Consider the following 18,658-nt stretch of genomic DNA (forward strand, 5'->3'; position numbering starts at 1 on the left):
CGACTCTGGCCAACCCCCGCCTGGACATCCCTTCTCCTGACCGGATCGTTCCGGCGACCGGCCCGATGATGCCTCCCCGGCCACCACTCCGCCGGGCACCATCGGGACATGAACAGCGCCCTGCTCGTCATCGACGTCCAAGAGTCCTTCCGCGCCCGGCCCAGCTGGCAGGCCGTCTCCGCCCCCGACATCGCCGAACGCGCCGCACGCCTGGCCGCCGCCGCACGCGCCCGCGGCGACATGGTCGTCTGGGTCCTGCACGCCGAACCCGGCACCGGCGACCCCTTCGACCCCGACCTGGGCCACGTCCGCCTCATGGACGGCCTGGCGCCCGCCCCCGGCGAACCGGTCGTCACCAAGACCTCCCGCAACGCCTTCACCACCACCAACCTGCAACAACTGCTCACCGCCGCCGGCGTCACCGGCCTCACCGTGTGCGGCATCCAGACCGAGCAGTGCTGCGAGACCACCGCCCGCCTGGCCGCCGACCTCGGCTACGCCGTCACCTTCGTCACCGACGCCACCGCCACCTTCCCGATCGCCCACCGCGACGCCCCGCCCGGCCAGAGCCTCGCCGAGACGCTCGCCGACCCCCGCACCCTCACCACCGACCAGATCATCACCCGCACCGAGTACGCCCTCGCCGGCCGCTTCGCCACCATCGCCACGCTCGCCGACCTCACCCCGGCGGCCGCGGTAGTCTGACCAGATCGTGTCCCGGATCGTCTTCCTGCTCGTCCCCGGCCTGCACCTGCTCGACCTGGCCGGGCCCGCCCAGGTGTTCTCCACCGCCACCGACCAGCTCGACGACCGCGCACCCGCCTACCGGCTGCGCTACGTCGCCGAGCAGGAAGACGTCCCCACCGCCCAGGGCCTGCCCGTCCGCGCCACCACCACCTGGCCCGAGCTCACCCCCGCCGACATCGTGATCGTCCCCGGCTGGCGCTGGCACACCACCCCCCACGACACCTTCCACGGCCGGTACGGGCGCATCGCCGCCGGCACCGCACGGCGGCTCGCCGACCACCACCGGCGCGGCGGCACCGTCGCCAGCGTCTGCGCCGGCGCGTTCGCGCTCGCCGCCGCCGGGCTCCTCACCGGCCGCCGCTGCACCACCCACCACCAGCTCCAGGACGAACTGGCCCAACGCCACCCCGACGCCACCGTGATCCGCGACGTCCTCTACGTGACCGACGGCCGCGTCGTCACCTCCGCCGGCATCGCCAGCGGCATCGACCTCGCCCTGCACCTCATCGCCGTCCGGCACGGCCCCGGCGCCGCCGCCCGCATCGCCCGCACCATGGTCGTCTACGCCCGCCGCAACGGCGACGACCAGCAGATCGGTGCCATGCTGCGGCACCGCTCCCACCTCAGCGACGCCGTCCACCGCGTCCAGGACCTCATCGACGCCCGCTTCGCCGACCCGCTCCCGCTCACCGCCCTGGCCACCACCGCCCAAGTCAGCGAACGCACCCTCACCCGCCAGTTCACCGCCGCCACCGGCCTCACCCCGCTGCGCTACCAGCAACTGCTACGCCACGAACACGCCGAACACCTCATCGGGCAAGGCGCCACCATAGAATCCGCCGCCCGCGCCGTGGGCTTCCAAGACGCCCGCATGCTCCGCCGCCTCCGCACCCGCCCCACCCCCGACAACCCCACCCCCGGCTCCAGAGGCGGCGACAGAACCCCCCACCACCGCCCCCTGTAGAAGCCGAACCCAACACCAGAGCCGAGCGGCGTGGCGTGGCGTGGCCGGCGATCCAGCAGAACCGCTGAGCCTGGCTGGTGGCGGCGTGTGAGGTGTGGGGGACTCTTGCCGCTGATGGGGGTCAGGGGTTGACGGGGACCTCGATGTGGCCGGGGGCGCCGCGCGTCAGGCGGGCGCGGCCCGCCGTCACCTCGGCCGCCCAGGCCTCGAAGGCCGGCAGGTCTTCCAGCGGCACCGGCACGTCCGCCGCCATGCCGTCGCCGTACCGGACGTCGCCCGGCTGGTGGCCGCGGCCGTGCAGGTCGCCGAGGAAACGGCCTGCCAGGTCGTGCCCGACCTGGACCGTCACCGTCACCACCGGCCGCAGCTCCACCACGCCGACCGCGTCGACCGCGGCCGACACCGCCTGGCCGTAGGCGCGCACCAGGCCGCCCGCGCCCAGCTTCACCCCGCCGAAGTAGCGCGTCACCACCGCCGCGGTGCCGGTCAGGCCGCGCCGCACCAGCACCTCCAGCATCGGGATGCCCGCCGTCCCCGCCGGCTCCCCGTCATCGTTGCTCTTGGTGATCTCGCCGTGCTCGCCCACCACATAGGCGGTGCAGTTGTGGGTGGCGTCACGGTGCGCGCGGCGATGCCCGGACAGGAACGCCACCGCCTCGGCCTCCGAGCCCACCCGGGCCAGCGTGCAGACGAAACGCGACCGGCGGATCTCCAGCTCCACCGAGCCCGCCTTCTGGATCATGCGCATGGTGACCCCCGAGCCTACGCCCGGGGGAACGGCCAGGCGTTGGGGCGGCAGCCGTACAGCGACTTGGTCTGCTGCACCATCACCGGCGCCCGCCGGCCCGGCCCCGGGCACTGCTGATGCTCGTGCCCCAGCAGATGCCCCACCTCGTGGTTCACCAGGTACTCCCGGTAGGTCGCCAGGTCACGGCCGTAGCTGGTGGCGCCCGTCCCCCAGCGGCGCGCGTTCAGCACCGACCGGCCGCCCTGCCCGCACGACAGCTCACCACCGGTGATCAGCGGTGCGCACATCCGGTCCACCAGCGCCGGGCTCGACAACGACACCCGGAACCGCACCGGGCCGCGGCTCACCCGCACGAACCGCGTCGTGCCGCCCCGCCCCCAGCCGCGCGGATCGTTCAGCACCCGGTGCACCTCGGCGGCGAACTCCGCACCGCGGAACGGCAGCCCCCGCTCGACCTCCACCAGGTAACGCACCACCGTGCCGCGGCGCCCCTCCGGCGCCCGCCAGGCCCCCGGCACGACGGCGTACGTGCCGCGCGCCGAACGCGGCACCCTCACCGGCAGCGGCTGGCGTCGGCCGTTGACGATCGGCCCCTGCCGTTTCACGCGCGGATGCGCCGCCGCCACGGGAGACGGCTTCGCCGCGACGGCCGGCGGGGCCGGGGACGACCGTCCCTCCGGTGTGCTCTCGCCGGGTGCGGCCAGCCAGACCGCCGTGCCCGAGGCCGCCGCCACCGCGACCGCCGCGCCGCCCGCGACCAGCCACACCCCGGCCCGGCCCGGGCCACGGCCCCTCCGCCGGCGGCGGCGCGACGACGCCGGGGCCAGCGGGTCCCTGAGATCGTGCATCAGTCCCGGTCAGCGCCTCGCGACGCGCGCGTACCCGCCATGTCCGCCCCCCGATGATCTTTTCTGGACCCTGGCATCGTAGTCGCGCGGCGATCATGAAGGCGCGCCGGGGCGGCCCGTGTCGCAGGGCCGTCCCCGCGGCGCCCGGCACCGCCATGACGGCGCCCCGGCGGCCGCGTGAACCGGCGCCGAGCGTCCCGTACCGGCGCCCGGGGTCAGGCGTCGACCATGTCGACGACGTCGGCGATCGACGGCACCACCTGCGAGGGGCGGAACGGGAAACGTTCCACCTCCTCCTTGCGGGTCACCCCGCTCAGCACCAGGATCGTGTGCAGCCCGGCCTCCACGCCCGCCACCACGTCGGTGTCCATCCGGTCGCCGATCATCGCGGTGCTCTCGCTGTGGCCGCCCACCACGTTGATGGCGGTGCGCATCATCAGCGGGTTGGGCTTGCCCACGAAGTAGGGCTCGACCCCGGTCGCCTTGGTGATCATCGCGGCGACCGCGCCGCACGCCGGCAGCGAACCCTCCGGCGACGGGCCGATCGGGTCGGGGTTGGTGGCGATGAACCGCGCGCCGCGCTCGATCAGCCGGATCGCCTTGGTGATCTGGGAGAAGCTGTAGGTGCGGGTCTCGCCCAGCACCACGTACTCGGGGTTGAGGTCGGTCAGCACGTACCCGGCCTCGTGCAGCGCCGTCGTCAGGCCCGCCTCGCCGATCACGTACGCCGACCCCTCGGGCCGCTGGTCGGCCAGGAACCGCGCGGTCGCCAGCGCCGAGGTCCAGATCGACCCCGGCGGCACGTCCAGGCCCAGCGCCTTCAGGCGCGCCGACAGGTCCCGCGCGGTGTAGATGGAGTTGTTGGTCAGCACCAGGAAGGGGCGCCCCGAGGCCGACAACCGGCGGATGAACTCGTCGGCGCCGGGGATGGGCCGCCCCTCGTGCACCAGCACCCCGTCCATGTCCGACAGCCAGTACTCGATCGGCCTGCGCTCGCTCATGGGCATCATTGTCGCAGGTGGATCACCGGGTTCGGACGTCCGCGGGATTGACCCCCGGCCGGAGTCGATCATAGATTCGCGGCGAGGGCGCACCGAACCGCGTTCGGCACGGGAGCGCGGGGCGAGGCGCCACCCCACCCCGCGGAGGTATGGCATGCCCACCGACCCCAGCGTCCCCACCGTCCGGCAGGTACGGGAGGCCCTGACCGCCCCCGGGCAGCCGTTCGAGATGGACCAGGTCGACATCCGCGGCGTCCGCACCCGCGTCTGGAAACACGCGCCCACCACCCTGCGCGACATCCTGGAGCTGTCGCGCGGCCACGGCGACAAGCCCTACCTGGTGTACGAGGACGACCGCGTCACCTTCGCCGGGCACTACGCGCGCGTCGCCGCGTTCGCCCGCCGCCTCACCGGCGACCACGGCGTGCGCAAGGGCGACCGCGTGGCCATCGCCATGCGCAACTACCCCGAATGGTCGGTGGCGTTCTGGGCCGCCGCCGTGGCCGGCGCCGTCGTCGTCCCCCTCAACGCCTGGTGGAGCGCCGCAGAGCTGGAGTACGGCCTGCGCGACAGCGGCGCCCGGGTCCTGATCGCCGACCTGGAGCGCGCCGAACGCCTGGCCGCCGCCCTGCCCGGCCTCGACCTGGCCGCCGCGCTCGTCGTGCGCGCGGACGGCGCCCCGCTGCCCGCCGGCACCGCGCCCTTCGACGACACCCCCGGCGACGGGGACCCCGGCGTGCTGCCCGACGTCGCCCTCGACCCCGAGGACGACGCGACGATCTTCTACACCTCCGGCACCACCGGCCGGTCCAAGGGCGCCCTGGGCACCCACCGCAACATCACCACCAACCCCGTCAGCCTCGCCTACGGCATGTTGTCGGGCGGCGTGCGCGCCGGCGGCGTCCTGGACCAGCTGCTGGCGCCCCAGCCCCGCGTCACCCTGCTGTCGGTGCCGTTCTTCCACGCCACCGGCTGCCACTCGGTCCTGGTCACCAGCGCCCTGCAGGGCGGCACCGTCGTGCTGATGTACAAGTGGGACGCCGAACGCGCCCTGGCACTCATCGAACGCGAGAAGGTCACCGGGTTCGGCGGCGTTCCCACCATGGCCTGGCAGGTGCTCACCCACCCCGACTTCGGCAAGTACGACACCTCCAGCCTCGCCGGCGTCAGCTACGGCGGCGCGCCCGCCGCGCCCGCCCTGGTCGACACCATCAGGGAACGCCTGCCCGACCGCGTGCCCGGCAACGGGTACGGCCTGACCGAGACCTCCTCGGTCACCACCTACAACGCCGGGTTCAACTACCTGGAACGCCCCGCCAGCGTCGGCCCGCCCGTCGCCGTCTGCGACGTCAAGGTCGTCGGCCCGGCCGGCGACGAGCTGCCCGCGGGCGAGGTCGGCGAACTGCTCATCCAGGGCCCCAACGTCATCAAGGGCTACTGGAACAAGCCCGAGGCGACCGCCCAGGCGTTCACCGGCGGCTGGTTCCACTCCGGCGACCTGGCCCGCCTCGACGACGACGGGTTCGTCTACATCGTCGACCGCGCCAAGGACATGCTCATCCGCGGCGGCGAGAACGTCTACTGCGCCGAGGTCGAGGCCGCCCTGCACGAGCACCCCGCCGTCGCCGACTGCGGCGTCATCGGCGTCCCGCACCAGATCCTCGGCGAGGAGGTCGGCGCCGTGGTGGTGCTGCGGCCCGGCACCGCCCTCACCCCCGCCGAGCTCCGCGCGTTCCTGCGCGACCGCATCGCCGCGTTCAAGATCCCCGAACACGTGTGGTTCCGCGACGGGGAACTGCCGCGCAACCCCGGCGGCAAGCTGCTCAAGACCCGGCTGCGCGAGGAACTGCTCGGCCCCGCCGGTACCTGACCCGCCCCGGTCGATCGAAGAAGGGGCGCCCCGGCCATGCGGCCGGGACGCCCCCTCGGACACGTGCCGCCCGACCGGGCCGGAACCTCGATCGGACGCGGGCGGCGCCTCGGTCAGACGTTGACGCCGAAGTCGGACGCGATGCCCGCAAGGCCCGAGGCGTAGCCCTGGCCGACGGCGCGGAACTTCCACTCCTCGCCGTTGCGGTAGAGCTCGCCGAAGACCATCGCGGTCTCGGTCGAGGCGTCCTCCGACAGGTCGTAGCGCGCGAGCTCGCTGTTGTCGGCCTGGTTGACGATGCGGATGAACGCGTTGCGGACCTGGCCGAAGTTCTGCTGCCGGTTGTCGGCGTCGTAGATCGACACCGGGAACACGACCTTGGAGACCTCCGGCGGCACCGTGGCGAGGTTGACCTTGATCTGCTCGTCGTCGCCCTCGCCCTCGCCGGTCAGGTTGTCACCGGTGTGCTCGACGGCACCGTCGGGGCTCTTGAGGTTGTTGAAGAACACGAAGTGCTTGTCCGACAGCACCTTGTTCTCCGGCGAGCACAGCAGGGCGCTGGCGTCGAGGTCGAAGTCGCCCCCCGTGGTGGTCCGTACGTCCCAGCCCAGACCCACCACGACCGCGGTCAGTCCAGGAGCCTCCTTGGTCAGCGACACGTTGCCGCCCTTGCTCAGACTGACTCCCACTGCGTGCACCTCCGAATAGTTCTCCCGTGCGGGCTCCGGCGCCCGCACGGTCTGTTGGTAAGAACGGTAGCCACCCTGCGGCGGTTCCCTTGCACGTTTAGCACACGGCGTGGCCAAGATTCACCTCTCGGCGTGTCGCGGCACCAGCCCACCACCGCCCAGCGCCCGCCCACAGACCGTACGGCGCCCGCGCGGCGGGCCCTGGAACGCGCTCAGCGCCCGCCACGGCGGCGATCGGGCCTCAGCGCCGCTCGACGAACGCCGTCGGCGCCGTCACCTGCGCGGGCAGGTCCAGGGCCGCGGCCAGCGCCCCCGCGTCGGGCGCCAGGATGTCGCACAGCTCACGCCGCCGCGCCGCCACCCGCTCCAGCAGCCCCGGCGCGGCCACCCCCTCGTCCAGCAGGACCCCCGCCTGCCGGTCCAGCCACCCCAGCGCGTACAGGCTCAGCAGCGGCCGCAGCGCCGCCGGGCCCGCGTCGACCGCCGCGGCGACGATCTCCAGGACGGTACGGTCGGCGCAGGCGCGCGCGGTGCGCGCCGCCAGAGCCAGATTGTCGTTCCACGCCTCGAAGCCGTCGTGGCCCGCCGCCCGCGCCGCCTCGATCCGGCCCGACAGGCGCCGCTGCAGCCGCAGCTCGCAGTCACGCGCCAGACGCAGCCACACCGCCGGGGACGCCAGATCATCCTCCTCCGGCGGCCCCGCGGGCAGGTCCGGCGGCTCGTAGCGGTCCAGATCGGCCATCGCCCGGGCGGTGTCGAACAAGATCAGCTCATTGTCGCCGCCGGCGTTCATGTAGGCGTGCGCCAGCCCGCGGTAGGCGTTGAGCCGGTCGACCGCGGCGAACCCCGGCGCGCCCGAGTGCACCCGGCACCGCGACACCGTCTCCTGCGCCTCGGTCGTGGCGGCGACCTTCAGCAGCGCCAGGTCGCGGTCCACCGCCGACCACGGCGCCCACGCCGTCGCCGGGCCGCCCGGCCCCGCCGCGGCCTCCCGCGGCCGCTTGACGTGCTCGGCGACGGTGGTCAGCGCGTACGCCGACGCCAGCGCCCCCAGCACCGCCTCCTGCACGTTGCGGTAGTCGGTCAGCGGCCGCAGCGGCGCCAGCCGCCCCAGCGTGACCCGCGCGGACGCGTGCGCGTGCAGGATGCCCGCCGCCGCCCGCGTGATCGCCGCCGACACCGACACCACCGCCCGCCACACCGGCGGGCCGATGCTCATCGACCGGGTCAGCCGCTCCACCGGCCCGCCCACCGGGTCGTGGAACGCGCCGTCCGGGCCGATCTCGGCGCCGTCGCGCAGCCACGCCTCGTAGGGCACGCGCAGATCGGCCAGCCGGACCGCGGCGTAGTCGACCATCAGCCCGGTGGTGTCGGGCGCGGGCACGATCTCGACGCCGGCCGGCACCGCGCCGCCGGCGCCGCGCAACGGCACCGCGAACACGAACGTGCCGTGCTCGCGGCCGCCGTGCTCGAGCGTGGCGTACACCGCGGCGATCTTGGGCAGGTCCGGGTGCGCGGTGTTGGTGGGGAACTTCACCGCCTGGTCGTCGGGCGTGGTCAGCACGAACTCGCGGGCCGCCGCGTCGTAGCGGGCCAGCGTGCGCGGCGCCAGGTGGCTGTTGCTGCGTCCCACCTCGGTCATCAGCAGCGCGCCGAACGCCTCCATCGACTCCAGCGCGTCGCGGGCGGCCCGCGGCCCCTCCCGCTCGGCCCCGAACCGCAGGATCGGGCCCAGCGCCAGCGTGTAGTGCAGCAACATCACGTGGAACAGCCCCGGATCGGCGATCGCGGCACGTTCCAGCAGCGCGCACAACGCCGGCGGGTCGTCCATCAGTTCGGGCGCCGGCGGCGCCGCCAGGCCGGCGTGCCGCAGCCGCCGGTAGGTGAGGGCGTGCCGGTCGGCGGCGGCCAGGCCGTCGGGGTAGGCGAAGAACTCGCCCGGCACGGCCTCCTCCAGCCGGGCGCGGGTCTTGGCGGAGAGGCCCGCGCCGCGGACCAGCCGCAGCAGATCGGGATCGGGCAGGGAGTCGGTTCCCATCGCGGCGCTCCTGTCGGTAGCGGGACCAGAGGGGAGGCGGGTGGTACGGAGCGGATCGTGCAGAGCGGATCGTGCGGAGCGGATCGTGCGGATCGTGCCGGGCCTTCGGGAGCGGGGCGGGAGCGGGAGCCGGGGTCGTCGCGGGAACTACGGGAGCGGCGGGCTCGGTCCGGGCGGGCCGGAAGGGGACGGGCCGAGTCCAGGCGGGCTCAGTCCAGGCGGGCTCAGTCCAGGCGGGCTCAGTCCAGGCGGGCTCAGTCCAGGCGGGGGCGTTCGAGCGGGTCGGGCGGCGGGACCGGATGGACGCCGGCCGCGGACTTGCTCACCGGGGAGCCGGGATGACCCGACGGCCGCGGCCGTTCCCGCAGCGGTGCCAGCGTCGGCACCCCGGGCAGGGTCAGCCGGGCGCACTGGCACAGCGCGTTGCCCGCGCCGGCCTCGGCGAACGCGGTCGCGCCGGCCTGGTGCACCGCCAGCAGGATCTCCGGCAGCCGCACCGGCTTGACGATGCAGTCGGTCAGCGCGCGGTGCAGGTCCTCGCCGTCGTGGTAGGCGCGGCCGCGCACCGGCGAGTACACCGGCACCTCCAGCGGCCGCTGCGGGAACGCGCGGATCATCGCGTACCACTCGTCGTCGGCGCCGGTCATGGCCGGATGGTGCGACAGGTAGGGCACGGCGAGGCGGACGGCGCGGACGCCGGCCTTCTGCGCGGACGCCAGCACCGCCTCCAGCGGCTCGTCCGGGCCGCTGACCACGGTGACGCCGGGGGCGTTGAGGCAGGCGACGACGACCTCGGGCACGCCCGCCTGGTCGATGCACGCCTGGGTGCCGTCCTCGTCGGCCTCCAGCAGCCCCATGCCGCCGCCGGCGCCGCGCCGCGACAACACGCCGACGAGGCTGACCGCCATCCGGGCGCCGTCGCTGACGCTGAACACGCCCGCGCACACCAGCGCGGCGATCTCTCCGAAGCTCTGGCCGACCGCGAAGCCGAGCGGGACGCCCTCGGCGCGCAGCACCCGGTCGACGGCGACCGAGGTGGTGTAGGCCGACAGCTGTGCGACGCCAGGCCGCCGGGCGGCCTGGCGGTATCCGCCGGGATCCTCCAGGAGGATCTCCCGCAGGGAAGGCCACCCGTCGCCGGGCAGTCCCTCCTGGACGGCGTCGACGATGTCGCCGACGATGCGGTGAGCGGCCGGCGACGTCCGCGACAGTGCCCGCAGATCCGGGACGCCGGCCGAGCCGGTGCCCGGGAACAGGAACGCGCATTGGTCGTCCGGGGTGAAGTCCTGCGTCCAGCCGGTGGGGGAAAAGGTGGACACGCGGGGTTCTCCTTACCTCTAAGGAAGGGCCGACTTTCCTTATTGGATGAAGACCGCTTTGTAGTTGTTATGGATTGAAAGTCACGAAATGCGATTATTCACTCAAGGGATCGGTATGACAACCGTCCGTGTGGCCAGTATGCACGGGCGAGACCGGTCCAGGCATTGGCGAACCGTCCGGCCCCGCGCGGGACGGGAAGGAGGACGCATGAACGGGCGGCCGGTCGTGCGGCAGCGGTGGGCGATCAGGGGCACCGGCTCCTACCTTCCCGACCGGCGCGTTCCCAGCGACGACCTGTCGCGGTCGATGGGGCTGGACCCGGGCTGGATCGAGGACCGCACCGGCATCCGGCACCGGCACGTCGCGGCGACCGGGGAGGCCGCCTCCGACCTCGCCGCCGGCGCCGCCCGCCGCGCGCTGGAGGCCGCCGGGCTCGAGCCGGGCGACATCGGCCTCATCGTGCTGGGCACCTCCACCCCCGACGAGCTCGGCCCCTCCACCGCCTGCCGCGTGCAGGCGATGCTGGGCGCCGGGCAGGCCGCGGCGTTCGACGTCGCCGCCGCCTGCACCGGGTTCGTCTACGGGCTGCAGAACGCGGTCGGCTGGCTGGCCACCCAGCGCGGCAAGGCCCCCTACGCGCTGGTCATCGGCGTGGAGGTCTACTCGCGGTTCCTCAACACCGGCGACCGCGCCACCGCCGCGCTGTTCGGCGACGGCGCCGCCGCGGCCGTCATCGGTCCCGCCCCCACGCCGTACGGGATCGTCTCGATGGGCCTGGGCGCCGACGGCACCCGCGCCGGCGACGTGCTCATCCCCGCCGGCGGCAGCCGCGCCCCCGCCAGCCCCGGCACGCTGGCCTCTCTCGGCCACACCATCCACATGGACGCCCGCGCGGTGCGCTCGTTCATCGTCGAGATCCTGCCCACCCTCATCGCCGAGGCGACCGGCGACGCCGGCGTCAAGCCCGGCGACCTGGCGCTGGTGATCCCCCACCAGCCCAACCCGCGGCTGGTGGCCTCGCTGGCCGACCAGGCGGGCCTGTCGGAGGACCAGATGGTGATCGCCGGGCAGGACGTCGGCAACATCGGCGCGGCCAGCCTGCCGTTCGCGCTGGACCGCGCGGTCCGCACCCGCGGCGTGAAGGAGGGCGAGCTGGTGCTGCTGGCCGGGTTCGGGGCGGGCCTCACCTGGGGCCACACCCTGTTCGCGTGGCCACCCAACTAGCCCGGGAGGTTCTCGGAGGAGGTCAGGAGGACAGGGCGGCGTAGGCCGCCAGGACGATGCCGATGCCGCGGTCGTCGCCGAGCGTGCCGCCGAGCATCCGGTTCATCGTGTACGCCACCGTCATCCGCGCGTCCAGGTCGACCACCACCACCGAGCCGCCCCAGCCGCCCCAGAAGCAGGTGCGCGGGTTCGGCGAGATCGGCGTCTCCGCGCCGTTGAGGCCGTAGCCCATCCCGAACGCCAGCGGCACGCCCAGGCAGCGGTCCCTGCCGCGGGACTGCTCGCGCAGCACCGCCTCGCAGCCCGCCTCCGACAGCAGCCGCACGCCCCGCGCCTCTCCCCCGCACGCCAGCACCGACTGCACCGCCGCGACCGAACGCGCGTTGCCGTGGCCGCCCGCCGCCGGCACCTCCGCGCGGCGCCACGCCGTCGTGTTGGCCGTCTCGGGGCCGAACGCCGGGTTGCCGTAGTGGCGCAGCAGCGTGCGGGCCGCCGCCATCGCCGGGCCCTCCCCGGTCGGCATCGGCGCCGGGATCACCGGCGCCACCCGGTGGTCGTGCTCGGGCGCCAGGCCGATGTGGAAGTCGGCGCCCAGCGGCCCGGCGACCTGCTCGGCGAAGAACGTGCCGACGCTCGCACCGGTCACCCGCCGGATCACCTCGCCGACCAGATAACCCTGGGTGAACGCGTGATAGCCCGACTCGGTGCCCGGCTCCCACGCCGGGGCCTGCGCCGCCAGCGCCGAGGTGGCGGCCTCCCAGTCGTACAGGGCCTCGGTGGGCAGCGGCTTCTCCCAGCTCGGCAGGCCCGCGGTGTGCGACAGCAGGTGCGCCACCGTCACCCGCTCCTTGCCCGCGGCGGCGAACTCCGGCCAGTACCGCGCGACCGGCGCCGACAGCTCCAGCTCGCCGCGGTCGGCCAGGATCAGCGCGCACAGCGCCGTCATCGTCTTGGTCGTCGACCAGACGTTGACGATCGTGTCGCGCTCCCACGGTCGGGTGCGGGCCTCGTCGGCGTGGCCGCCCCACAGGTCCACCACCGCCTCGCCGTCCAGGTACACCGCCGCCGAGGCGCCCACGTCGTCGCGTTCCAGCGACCTGGCCAGCGCCTCGCGCACCCCGCCGAACCTGTCGTCGCACCTGCCGTCGATCAGCGTCATGAACGCACCGTAGTCCGCCCCGGGACCCGCCCACCAGAGCGGGATTCGGTGACCGGGCGTGACGACCGGGAATGACGACGGGCCGCCCCGCGGCCCTCCCGGCGGGACCCGCCAGCGCGCCGCCGCGCCCGGTCAGGCCGTGGCGTCCACGATGACGCGGCCCGCCAGCAGCTCCAGCACGCGGTCCACGTCTGCCTCGGTGGTGTAGAGGTGGAACGCGCAGCGCAGCCGCCCAGCCCGGACCGCCGCGCTGACCCGGTGGTCGTTCAGCAGCTCGGCGGTGCCCTCGGGCACCGCCACCGACACGATCGCCGAATCGCCCGCCGGCAGCCCGAGCCCCGCGCGGAACCGCGCCGCCATCGCCACGTCGTGCCGGTGGATCGCCTCCACGCCCACCCGCTCCAGGAACTCCAGCGCCGGAGCCTGGCCCGCCCACGCCGGCCAGGCGGGCGACAGGTCGACCCGGCGCGCGTCCGAGGCCAGCCGCAGCGGCCCGCCGTAGATCGAGTCCCACACGTCGGCGCCGGCGTACCAGCCGGCGGCGATCGGCGGCAGCCCCGCCAGGGCCTCGGCGGTGCCGGTCAGGAAGCACGTGCCGCGCGGGCCCAGCAGCCACTTGTAGCCGCCGCACACCATCAGGTCGACCCGGCCCGCGGGCAGCGGCAGCCACCCGGCGGCCTGCGTGGCGTCCAGCAGCACCCGGGCGCCGTGCGCGCGGGCCGCGCCGAGCAGGTCGTCCATCGCCACGATCCGGCCGTCGGCCGACTGCACCGCCGACACCGCCACCAGATCGACGCCGGCGTCGACCGCGTCCACGATGCGCTCCAGCGGCACCGAGCGCACGGTCAGCTCCGGCCGCGCCAGGAACGGGAACAGCAGCGAGGTGAACTCGCCGTCGGCCACCAGCACCGTCGACCCGGCCGGCAACGACTCGGCGACCAGGCCGACGAAGTAGGACACCTGCGGGCCGATCGCCACCCGCTCGGCCGGCACCCCGACCAGCCGCGCGAACGACTCGCGCGACCGCGCCACGACCACGTCCATCTGGCCGGTGGTCAGCCGTCCCGCCGCCCGGTCGCGCTCGACCGCCAGCGTCGCCTCGTGCGCGGGCAGCGGCGGCAGCCCGTAGCTGGCGGTGTTGAGGAACGTGGTCTCGGGGGCGAACGCGCGCCGCGCCTCGGCGATCGGAAGGCTCATGCTCCGATCATCACCAGACGCCCGCCCATAGGTCAAAGTCCGATCCTCTGGAGCTCCCATAAGCAGCATTGATAGCTTGGCGGGATGCTCGACCTGCACCGGGGCCGGATCCTGCGCGAGGTGGCGCGGTCCGGCTCGATGACCGCCGCGGCGCGGGCGCTGTCCTACACCCAGCCCGCGGTGTCCCACCACATCGCGCGGCTGGAGGCCGAGGTCGGCACGCCGCTGGTGATCCGGCACGGCCGCGGCGTCCGGCTCACCGAGGCCGGGCGCATCCTGGTCGAGCACGTCGACGACGTCCTGGCCCGGATGGCCGACACCGAGGAGCGCATCGCCGCCCTCGCCGGACTGCGCGCCGGCCGCGTCCGCGTCGCCGTCTTCCCCACCGCGGCCGCCGCCCTGCTGCCCGACGCGCTGGCCGCCCTGCGCGACCGGGCGCCCGAGGTCGCGGTCACCCTCGTCGAGGCCGAGCCGCCGCAGGCCCTGGCCGCCCTGCGGGCCGGCGAGGCCGACCTGGCGGTGGTGTTCTCCTACCCCGCGGCGCCGCCCGACGAGGAGGCCCGGTGGCGTGCCGTGGAATTGTGCGAGGACCCCGTCCGCGTCGCCGTGCACGCCTCGCACCCCCTCGCCCTCGCCGGCGCGGCGGGCCCCGCCGGGCGGGACGGGCTCGGCGCGCTCGCGGAGGAGACCTGGGCGTCCGGCTGCGAACGCTGCCGCGGCCACCTGATCCGCGCCTGCGAGGAGGCCGGATTCACCCCGCGCATCGCGTTCGCCACCGACGACCACGTCGCCGTCCAGCGGCTGGTCGCCCGCGGCCTGGCGGTCACCGCGCTGCCCGGGCTCGCGTTCGCCCTGCACCACGAGCCGGGCGTCGTCGTGCCGCCGCTGCCCGACCTGGGCCGCCGCCGCATCACCGCGCTCGTCCCGGCCGGCGCGCGCCCGCCCGCCGTCGCCGCGCTCCTGGACGAGCTCACCGCCGCGGCCACGGCGATCAAGGTCTTGACTCCCCGGCCCCGATGACGACATAACGGACTATTCGTGTCCGTTCGCCAGGGGGAGCCGCATGCCGTCCATCACCGTCGCCGACGCCGGAGTGCACTACGAGGTCGAGGGCAGCGGCCCCGGACTGGTGCTGGTGCACGGAACGCAGGGCAGCGGCGAGTCCAGCTGGGGGCACCTGGTCGACGGGTTCTCCGCCGACCGCACCGTCATCCGCCCCGACTTCTCCGGCAGCGGCAAGACCACCGACGGCGGCGGCGAGCTCACCGTGCGGGGCCTGGCGCGCCAGGTGGCCGCCGTCGCTCGGGCCGCGGTGGACGGGCCGGTCGACCTGGTCGGGTTCTCGCTCGGCGCGGTCGTGGCCGCGGCGGCCGCCGCCACCGAGCCGGGCCTGGTGCGCCGGCTGGTGCTGGTCGCCGGATGGGCGCACACCGGCGACGCCCGGCAGAAGCTGATGTTCGAGCTGTGGCGCGACCTGGACCGCGTCGACTTCGGGTTGTTCTACCGCGAGGTGATCCTCAACGGGTTCAGCCCCGCGTTCCTCGAAGGGCTCGGCCCCGACGGCATCGCCGCCGCCCTGGCCGCGGGCTCCCGCGAACCGGGGCTGGACCGCCAGATCGACCTCGACCTGCGCGTCGACATCCGCGACCTGCTGCCGCACGTCACGGTGCCGACCCTGGTCGTCGAGCTGACCCGCGACCAGTTCGTCCCCGCCTGGGGGCCCGCCGCGCTGCACGAGGGCATCTCCGGCAGCCGCTACACCGAGATCGACAGCGGGCACCTGGTGTTGTTCGAACGCCCCGCCGAGCTCACCGAGCTCATCCGAGGCTTCGTCCTCGACTGACCCGGCCCCCGCGATCCGGCCCCCGCGATCCGGCCCTCGCGATCCGGCCGGCCCCGGGGGTGCGGGCGGGGGCAGGGCCCGCATCCACCGGAGGGGTCAGTACGTCGGGTCCTGGCCGACCTCGCCGCGCCAGCCGCCGGTCTCGTGGCCGCGCTTCTCCACGAACTCGGTGAAACGCTTGAGGTCGCCCTTGACGCGGCGCTCGACGATGTGGAGCGCGTCGCCGGCCTTCTCGACCACGCCCTCGGGGGCGAACTCCATCTGGAGCATCACCCGGGTGCGGTCGGGCCCCAGCCGGTGGAAGGTGACCACGCCGGCCTGGCGGGGCTCGCCGACCGACGTCCACGCGATCCGCTCGTCGGGGACCTGCTCGGTGATCTCGGCGTCGAACTCGCGCCGGATCCCGCCGATGCTGGTCTCCCAGTGCGTGCGCGTGTCGCTCACCTGCTGGATCCTGTCGACCCCCTCCATGAAGCGGGGGAAGTCCTCGAACTGCGTCCACTGGTTGTAGGCCGTGCGGACCGGGACGCCCACGTCGGCCGACTGCTCGATCGTGCTCATGTTCGGTTCCCTCCTTCGGCAACGGGCGCAGCCCTGCCCGCGGAACCCCTCAGCAAACACCGGCGTCAGACACCCGCCGCGGCGGTCAGGGCCAGCCCGGCCCGCAGCAGCGGGCGGCGACCGGGAGCGGGCGACGGAGGGCAGGCGGCCATGGATGTTCCTTTCCTGCCCCCGGCCTCCCATGATGACAGTGAGTGACGACGAGGGACGGCGAAACCCTGAACCGGCTAGCCTGCGGCGCGCACCAGGCGGCCGCCCAGGTCGCGCAGCCGGTCGGCGAGCTCGGGCGGCTCCACCACCTCGAAGTCCAGCTCCAGGAACGCGATGCGCAGCGCCGTCCACTCCAGCGACTCCGGCTCGGTCCGCACCAGGCAGGTGCGCCCGTCGACCGGCTCCAGCTCGGCCTCGCTCACCCGGAACCGCTCGGCCAGGCGTTCGGCCGAGGCGTGCACCCGCAGCACCGCCCGCACCCGCGGCCGGTCGGCGGCGCGGCCCTGCCGGACGAACGCGGCGGCGTCGGCGGCGGGCAGCTCGCGCGGCGCGAACCGCACACCGGCGGGCAGGACGTCCTCGACCCGGTCGGCGCGGAACGTCCGCCAGTCCGCGCGGTCCAGGTCGTAGGCCACCAGGTACCAGCGGCGGCTCGCCGGGACCAGCGCGTGCGGCTCGGCCCGCCGCCGCGACAGCGCGCCGTCCTTGTCGCGGTAGCCGAACCGCACCCGCTCGTGGTCGCGGACGGCGGACGCCAGCACCGTCAGCGTCTCGGGCGCCACCACCGGACCCGCCGGCGGCCCGTCGATCGGCACGGTCGCCGCGTTCAGCGCCTGGACACGGCCGCGCAACCGGGCCGGCAGCACCTGCTCGAGCTTGGCCAGCGCCCGCACCGAGGTCTCCTCGATCCCGGCGACCGCGCCACCGGCCGCGCCGCGCAGCCCGACCGCGATCGCGACGGCCTCCTCGTCGTCCAGCAGCAGCGGCGGCATCGCCGTGCCCGCCTCGAGCCGGTAACCGCCGATCTTGCCCAGCGTGGCGTGCACGGGATATCCCAGCTCGCGCAGCCGTTCCACGTCCCGCCGCACGGTCCGCGGGCTCACCTCCAGCCGCTGCGACAGCTCCGGGCCGGTCCACTCACGCCGGGTCTGCAGCAGCGACAGCAGCTGCAGCAGCCGGGCCGAGGTCGTGTCGCTCATCCCCGCAGTATCCCCGCGAACGAGGACGGTAACTGACCGCGTTCACCCCGGGCCGCGCGGCCGGCGGGACACGGGCGGGGGGTGTCCCTATGGGATTCGTCAATGACCTTGCGGCGCGTGTAGGTGTCCGGTGAGGTCGTCTAGGCAGTGGTTGAGGTCTTGCCGGGTTGTGAGGTCGTAGTGGGTGCTGGTGGTGGCTCCGGTGCTGACGTCGCCGACGACGAGGTCAGCTTCGCCGCTGGTCCAGACGGTGAGTTGGGCGAGGGTGTGGGTGTTCTCGCAGGTGACCCAGACCGCAGGTTTGAGGGTGGGGGTCCGATGGTGAGCTGCCACCGGACGCCTGCAGATTCCCATCCTGGGCCGCGGTCTTGGATGGCCGCGGTGATCAGGCCCTGGTCGAACTCGCTCATGGAAGTGATCATCCCAGGCATGCGTCAGGCTGCCTGACCAGCTGGTGTGCTTCACCACCTGGCTGTGGTCCCCGGGCAAGCCCACGCTCCCCTAGCCCCCGCACGGCCCTCGCACAGACTGCGCACCGCACGCCCGCGCCGGGCCGATCCGGTGGTCTGGACGGACGCACCCGTCCGGACCACCGGATCTCGACTTTGGTCTATCGGGACTAGAGCTTCGGACGCATCGCCGCCGGACGCGCCGCGACACCCTGAAGGAGATGAACGGGGAGACCAGGCTTCAGTCCGCGATCAGGGGGCGTGTCATGACCGGCACCGAAGGCCGCTGGGTGCTCGACCACCGGGGGCACCGGCTCGAGGTGGAGACCGTGCGCACCGGCTGGCAGCGCGTCGCACGGCTGTACGCCGACGGCGCGGAGGCGGGCACGGCCGAGGAGATCCTCACCAAGGGCGAGATCGCCTACGGCGACGACCTCACCGTGGTCGTGCTCTTCGACCCGCGCGGGCTCCTGGACGGCGAGGCGAGCAGGGTCGAGCTCGCCCCGGCGAAGAAGGACGGCGACAAGCCCGAGGTCGAGGCCGGGAAGCCGGACGGCGACGGCACGGCCGAGCCCGCGGACACGACCGACGCGAAGGCCGAGAAGGGCGAGGAGAAGCCCGAGAACGTGCCGTTCGGGCCGCCGGAGGGGAGCCGGGCCGCCCGGCGGGAGGCGTGGGGGCGCGAGCACCCGGTCCTGTACGCCGCCCGGCACCCGCTCGCGGCCACCGCCAAGGTGCTGTTCCCGCTGCTGGGCCTGGGCATCCTGGTCAGGTGGCTGCTGTCGCTGCTGCCCGACATCGACGTCGACC

General features: G+C 74.4%; 16 protein-coding genes. 6 read left to right on the plus strand and 10 right to left on the minus strand.

Annotated elements, in window-relative coordinates; translation table 11 throughout:
- Window positions 1-108: 108 nt before the first annotated feature.
- Together ABZ810_RS36155 and ABZ810_RS36160 are read left to right on the plus strand one after the other, a co-directional pair.
- On the plus strand, window positions 109-705 hold the full coding sequence (locus tag ABZ810_RS36155; protein WP_358410978.1) for an isochorismatase family protein: 597 nt from the start codon (window positions 109-111) through the stop codon (window positions 703-705).
- Window positions 706-712: 7 nt separating this feature from the next.
- Window positions 713-1,711 (plus strand): DJ-1/PfpI family protein, encoded by a 999-nt coding sequence (locus ABZ810_RS36160; protein ID WP_358410980.1) that lies wholly within the window; start codon window positions 713-715, stop codon window positions 1,709-1,711.
- Between the two features lie 121 nt (window positions 1,712-1,832).
- Here ABZ810_RS36160 and ABZ810_RS36165 read toward each other — a convergent pair whose 3' ends face one another.
- The 3 genes from ABZ810_RS36165 to ABZ810_RS36175 form a co-directional block, all read right to left on the minus strand.
- Window positions 1,833-2,459, minus strand: a complete 627-nt coding sequence (locus ABZ810_RS36165) for a YigZ family protein (protein WP_358410981.1) — start codon at window positions 2,457-2,459, stop codon at window positions 1,833-1,835.
- 14 nt (window positions 2,460-2,473) lie between these two features.
- Window positions 2,474-3,307, minus strand: coding sequence for a DUF3152 domain-containing protein (locus tag ABZ810_RS36170; protein ID WP_358410983.1), 834 nt, complete (start codon window positions 3,305-3,307; stop codon window positions 2,474-2,476).
- A 215-nt stretch (window positions 3,308-3,522) separates the two neighbouring features.
- Window positions 3,523-4,308: an HAD-IIA family hydrolase gene (locus tag ABZ810_RS36175; RefSeq protein ID WP_358410984.1), complete on the minus strand. Its 786-nt coding sequence runs from the start codon at window positions 4,306-4,308 to the stop codon at window positions 3,523-3,525.
- Between the two features lie 154 nt (window positions 4,309-4,462).
- Here ABZ810_RS36175 and ABZ810_RS36180 point away from each other — a divergent pair, with 154 nt between their 5' ends.
- Window positions 4,463-6,178: an AMP-binding protein gene (locus tag ABZ810_RS36180; protein WP_358410986.1), complete on the plus strand. Its 1,716-nt coding sequence runs from the start codon at window positions 4,463-4,465 to the stop codon at window positions 6,176-6,178.
- Window positions 6,179-6,291: 113 nt separating this feature from the next.
- Here ABZ810_RS36180 and ABZ810_RS36185 read toward each other — a convergent pair whose 3' ends face one another.
- From ABZ810_RS36185 to ABZ810_RS36195, 3 genes are all read right to left on the minus strand, one after another.
- The gene (locus ABZ810_RS36185; protein ID WP_358410988.1) at window positions 6,292-6,867 is read right to left on the minus strand and encodes a TerD family protein; all 576 of its coding nucleotides are present in this window, start codon (window positions 6,865-6,867) and stop codon (window positions 6,292-6,294) included.
- A 241-nt stretch (window positions 6,868-7,108) separates the two neighbouring features.
- The gene (locus ABZ810_RS36190) at window positions 7,109-8,905 is read right to left on the minus strand and encodes an acyl-CoA dehydrogenase (protein ID WP_358410990.1); all 1,797 of its coding nucleotides are present in this window, start codon (window positions 8,903-8,905) and stop codon (window positions 7,109-7,111) included.
- A 254-nt stretch (window positions 8,906-9,159) separates the two neighbouring features.
- The gene (locus ABZ810_RS36195; RefSeq protein WP_358410992.1) at window positions 9,160-10,224 is read right to left on the minus strand and encodes an acyltransferase domain-containing protein; all 1,065 of its coding nucleotides are present in this window, start codon (window positions 10,222-10,224) and stop codon (window positions 9,160-9,162) included.
- 208 nt (window positions 10,225-10,432) lie between these two features.
- Here ABZ810_RS36195 and ABZ810_RS36200 point away from each other — a divergent pair, with 208 nt between their 5' ends.
- Window positions 10,433-11,449, plus strand: a complete 1,017-nt coding sequence (locus tag ABZ810_RS36200; protein ID WP_358410994.1) for a ketoacyl-ACP synthase III — start codon at window positions 10,433-10,435, stop codon at window positions 11,447-11,449.
- A 22-nt stretch (window positions 11,450-11,471) separates the two neighbouring features.
- On the opposite strand, the gene ABZ810_RS36205 is transcribed toward ABZ810_RS36200, so the two are convergent.
- Both ABZ810_RS36205 and ABZ810_RS36210 read right to left on the minus strand, forming a co-directional pair.
- A complete protein-coding gene (locus tag ABZ810_RS36205; protein WP_358410996.1) occupies window positions 11,472-12,608 on the minus strand; it encodes a serine hydrolase domain-containing protein in 1,137 nt (378 codons plus the stop codon).
- Between the two features lie 132 nt (window positions 12,609-12,740).
- Entirely contained in the window at window positions 12,741-13,805 is a 1,065-nt protein-coding gene (locus ABZ810_RS36210; protein ID WP_358410998.1) for an aminotransferase class V-fold PLP-dependent enzyme, read from the minus strand.
- Window positions 13,806-13,889: 84 nt separating this feature from the next.
- Between ABZ810_RS36210 and ABZ810_RS36215 the strand changes: the two genes are divergently transcribed.
- Window positions 13,890-14,825 carry a LysR family transcriptional regulator gene (locus ABZ810_RS36215; RefSeq protein ID WP_358410999.1) on the plus strand — a complete coding sequence of 312 codons (936 nt, stop codon included), beginning with the start codon at window positions 13,890-13,892 and terminating at the stop codon, window positions 14,823-14,825.
- A 43-nt stretch (window positions 14,826-14,868) separates the two neighbouring features.
- A complete protein-coding gene (locus ABZ810_RS36220; protein WP_358411000.1) occupies window positions 14,869-15,648 on the plus strand; it encodes an alpha/beta hydrolase in 780 nt (259 codons plus the stop codon).
- A 96-nt stretch (window positions 15,649-15,744) separates the two neighbouring features.
- Here the strand turns inward: ABZ810_RS36220 and ABZ810_RS36225 are convergent, their stop codons facing one another.
- The gene (locus ABZ810_RS36225; protein ID WP_358411002.1) at window positions 15,745-16,209 is read right to left on the minus strand and encodes an SRPBCC family protein; all 465 of its coding nucleotides are present in this window, start codon (window positions 16,207-16,209) and stop codon (window positions 15,745-15,747) included.
- Between the two features lie 227 nt (window positions 16,210-16,436).
- Window positions 16,437-17,399: a WYL domain-containing protein gene (locus ABZ810_RS36230; RefSeq protein ID WP_358411003.1), complete on the minus strand. Its 963-nt coding sequence runs from the start codon at window positions 17,397-17,399 to the stop codon at window positions 16,437-16,439.
- Window positions 17,400-18,658 lie beyond the last annotated feature (1,259 nt).

Origin of the sequence: Spirillospora sp. NPDC047279 (assembly GCF_040643285.1) — a bacterium.
In the GTDB taxonomy this organism is placed as follows: Bacteria; Actinomycetota; Actinomycetes; order Streptosporangiales; family Streptosporangiaceae; genus Spirillospora.

Excerpts from the sequence above, each read along its gene's own strand:
- ABZ810_RS36155 (WP_358410978.1), top strand. The coding sequence starts at position 109 with ATGAACAGCGCCCTGCTCGTCATCGACGTCCAAGAGTCCTTCCGCGCC.
- ABZ810_RS36165 (WP_358410981.1), bottom strand. The coding sequence starts at position 2,459 with ATGCGCATGATCCAGAAGGCGGGCTCGGTGGAGCTGGAGATCCGCCGG.
- ABZ810_RS36170 (WP_358410983.1), bottom strand. The coding sequence starts at position 3,307 with ATGCACGATCTCAGGGACCCGCTGGCCCCGGCGTCGTCGCGCCGCCGC.
- ABZ810_RS36175 (WP_358410984.1), bottom strand. The coding sequence starts at position 4,308 with ATGAGCGAGCGCAGGCCGATCGAGTACTGGCTGTCGGACATGGACGGG.
- ABZ810_RS36180 (WP_358410986.1), top strand. The coding sequence starts at position 4,463 with ATGCCCACCGACCCCAGCGTCCCCACCGTCCGGCAGGTACGGGAGGCC.
- ABZ810_RS36190 (WP_358410990.1), bottom strand. The coding sequence starts at position 8,905 with ATGGGAACCGACTCCCTGCCCGATCCCGATCTGCTGCGGCTGGTCCGC.
- ABZ810_RS36200 (WP_358410994.1), top strand. The coding sequence starts at position 10,433 with ATGAACGGGCGGCCGGTCGTGCGGCAGCGGTGGGCGATCAGGGGCACC.
- ABZ810_RS36205 (WP_358410996.1), bottom strand. The coding sequence starts at position 12,608 with ATGACGCTGATCGACGGCAGGTGCGACGACAGGTTCGGCGGGGTGCGC.
- ABZ810_RS36210 (WP_358410998.1), bottom strand. The coding sequence starts at position 13,805 with ATGAGCCTTCCGATCGCCGAGGCGCGGCGCGCGTTCGCCCCCGAGACC.
- ABZ810_RS36215 (WP_358410999.1), top strand. The coding sequence starts at position 13,890 with ATGCTCGACCTGCACCGGGGCCGGATCCTGCGCGAGGTGGCGCGGTCC.
- ABZ810_RS36220 (WP_358411000.1), top strand. The coding sequence starts at position 14,869 with ATGCCGTCCATCACCGTCGCCGACGCCGGAGTGCACTACGAGGTCGAG.
- ABZ810_RS36225 (WP_358411002.1), bottom strand. The coding sequence starts at position 16,209 with ATGAGCACGATCGAGCAGTCGGCCGACGTGGGCGTCCCGGTCCGCACG.
- ABZ810_RS36230 (WP_358411003.1), bottom strand. The coding sequence starts at position 17,399 with ATGAGCGACACGACCTCGGCCCGGCTGCTGCAGCTGCTGTCGCTGCTG.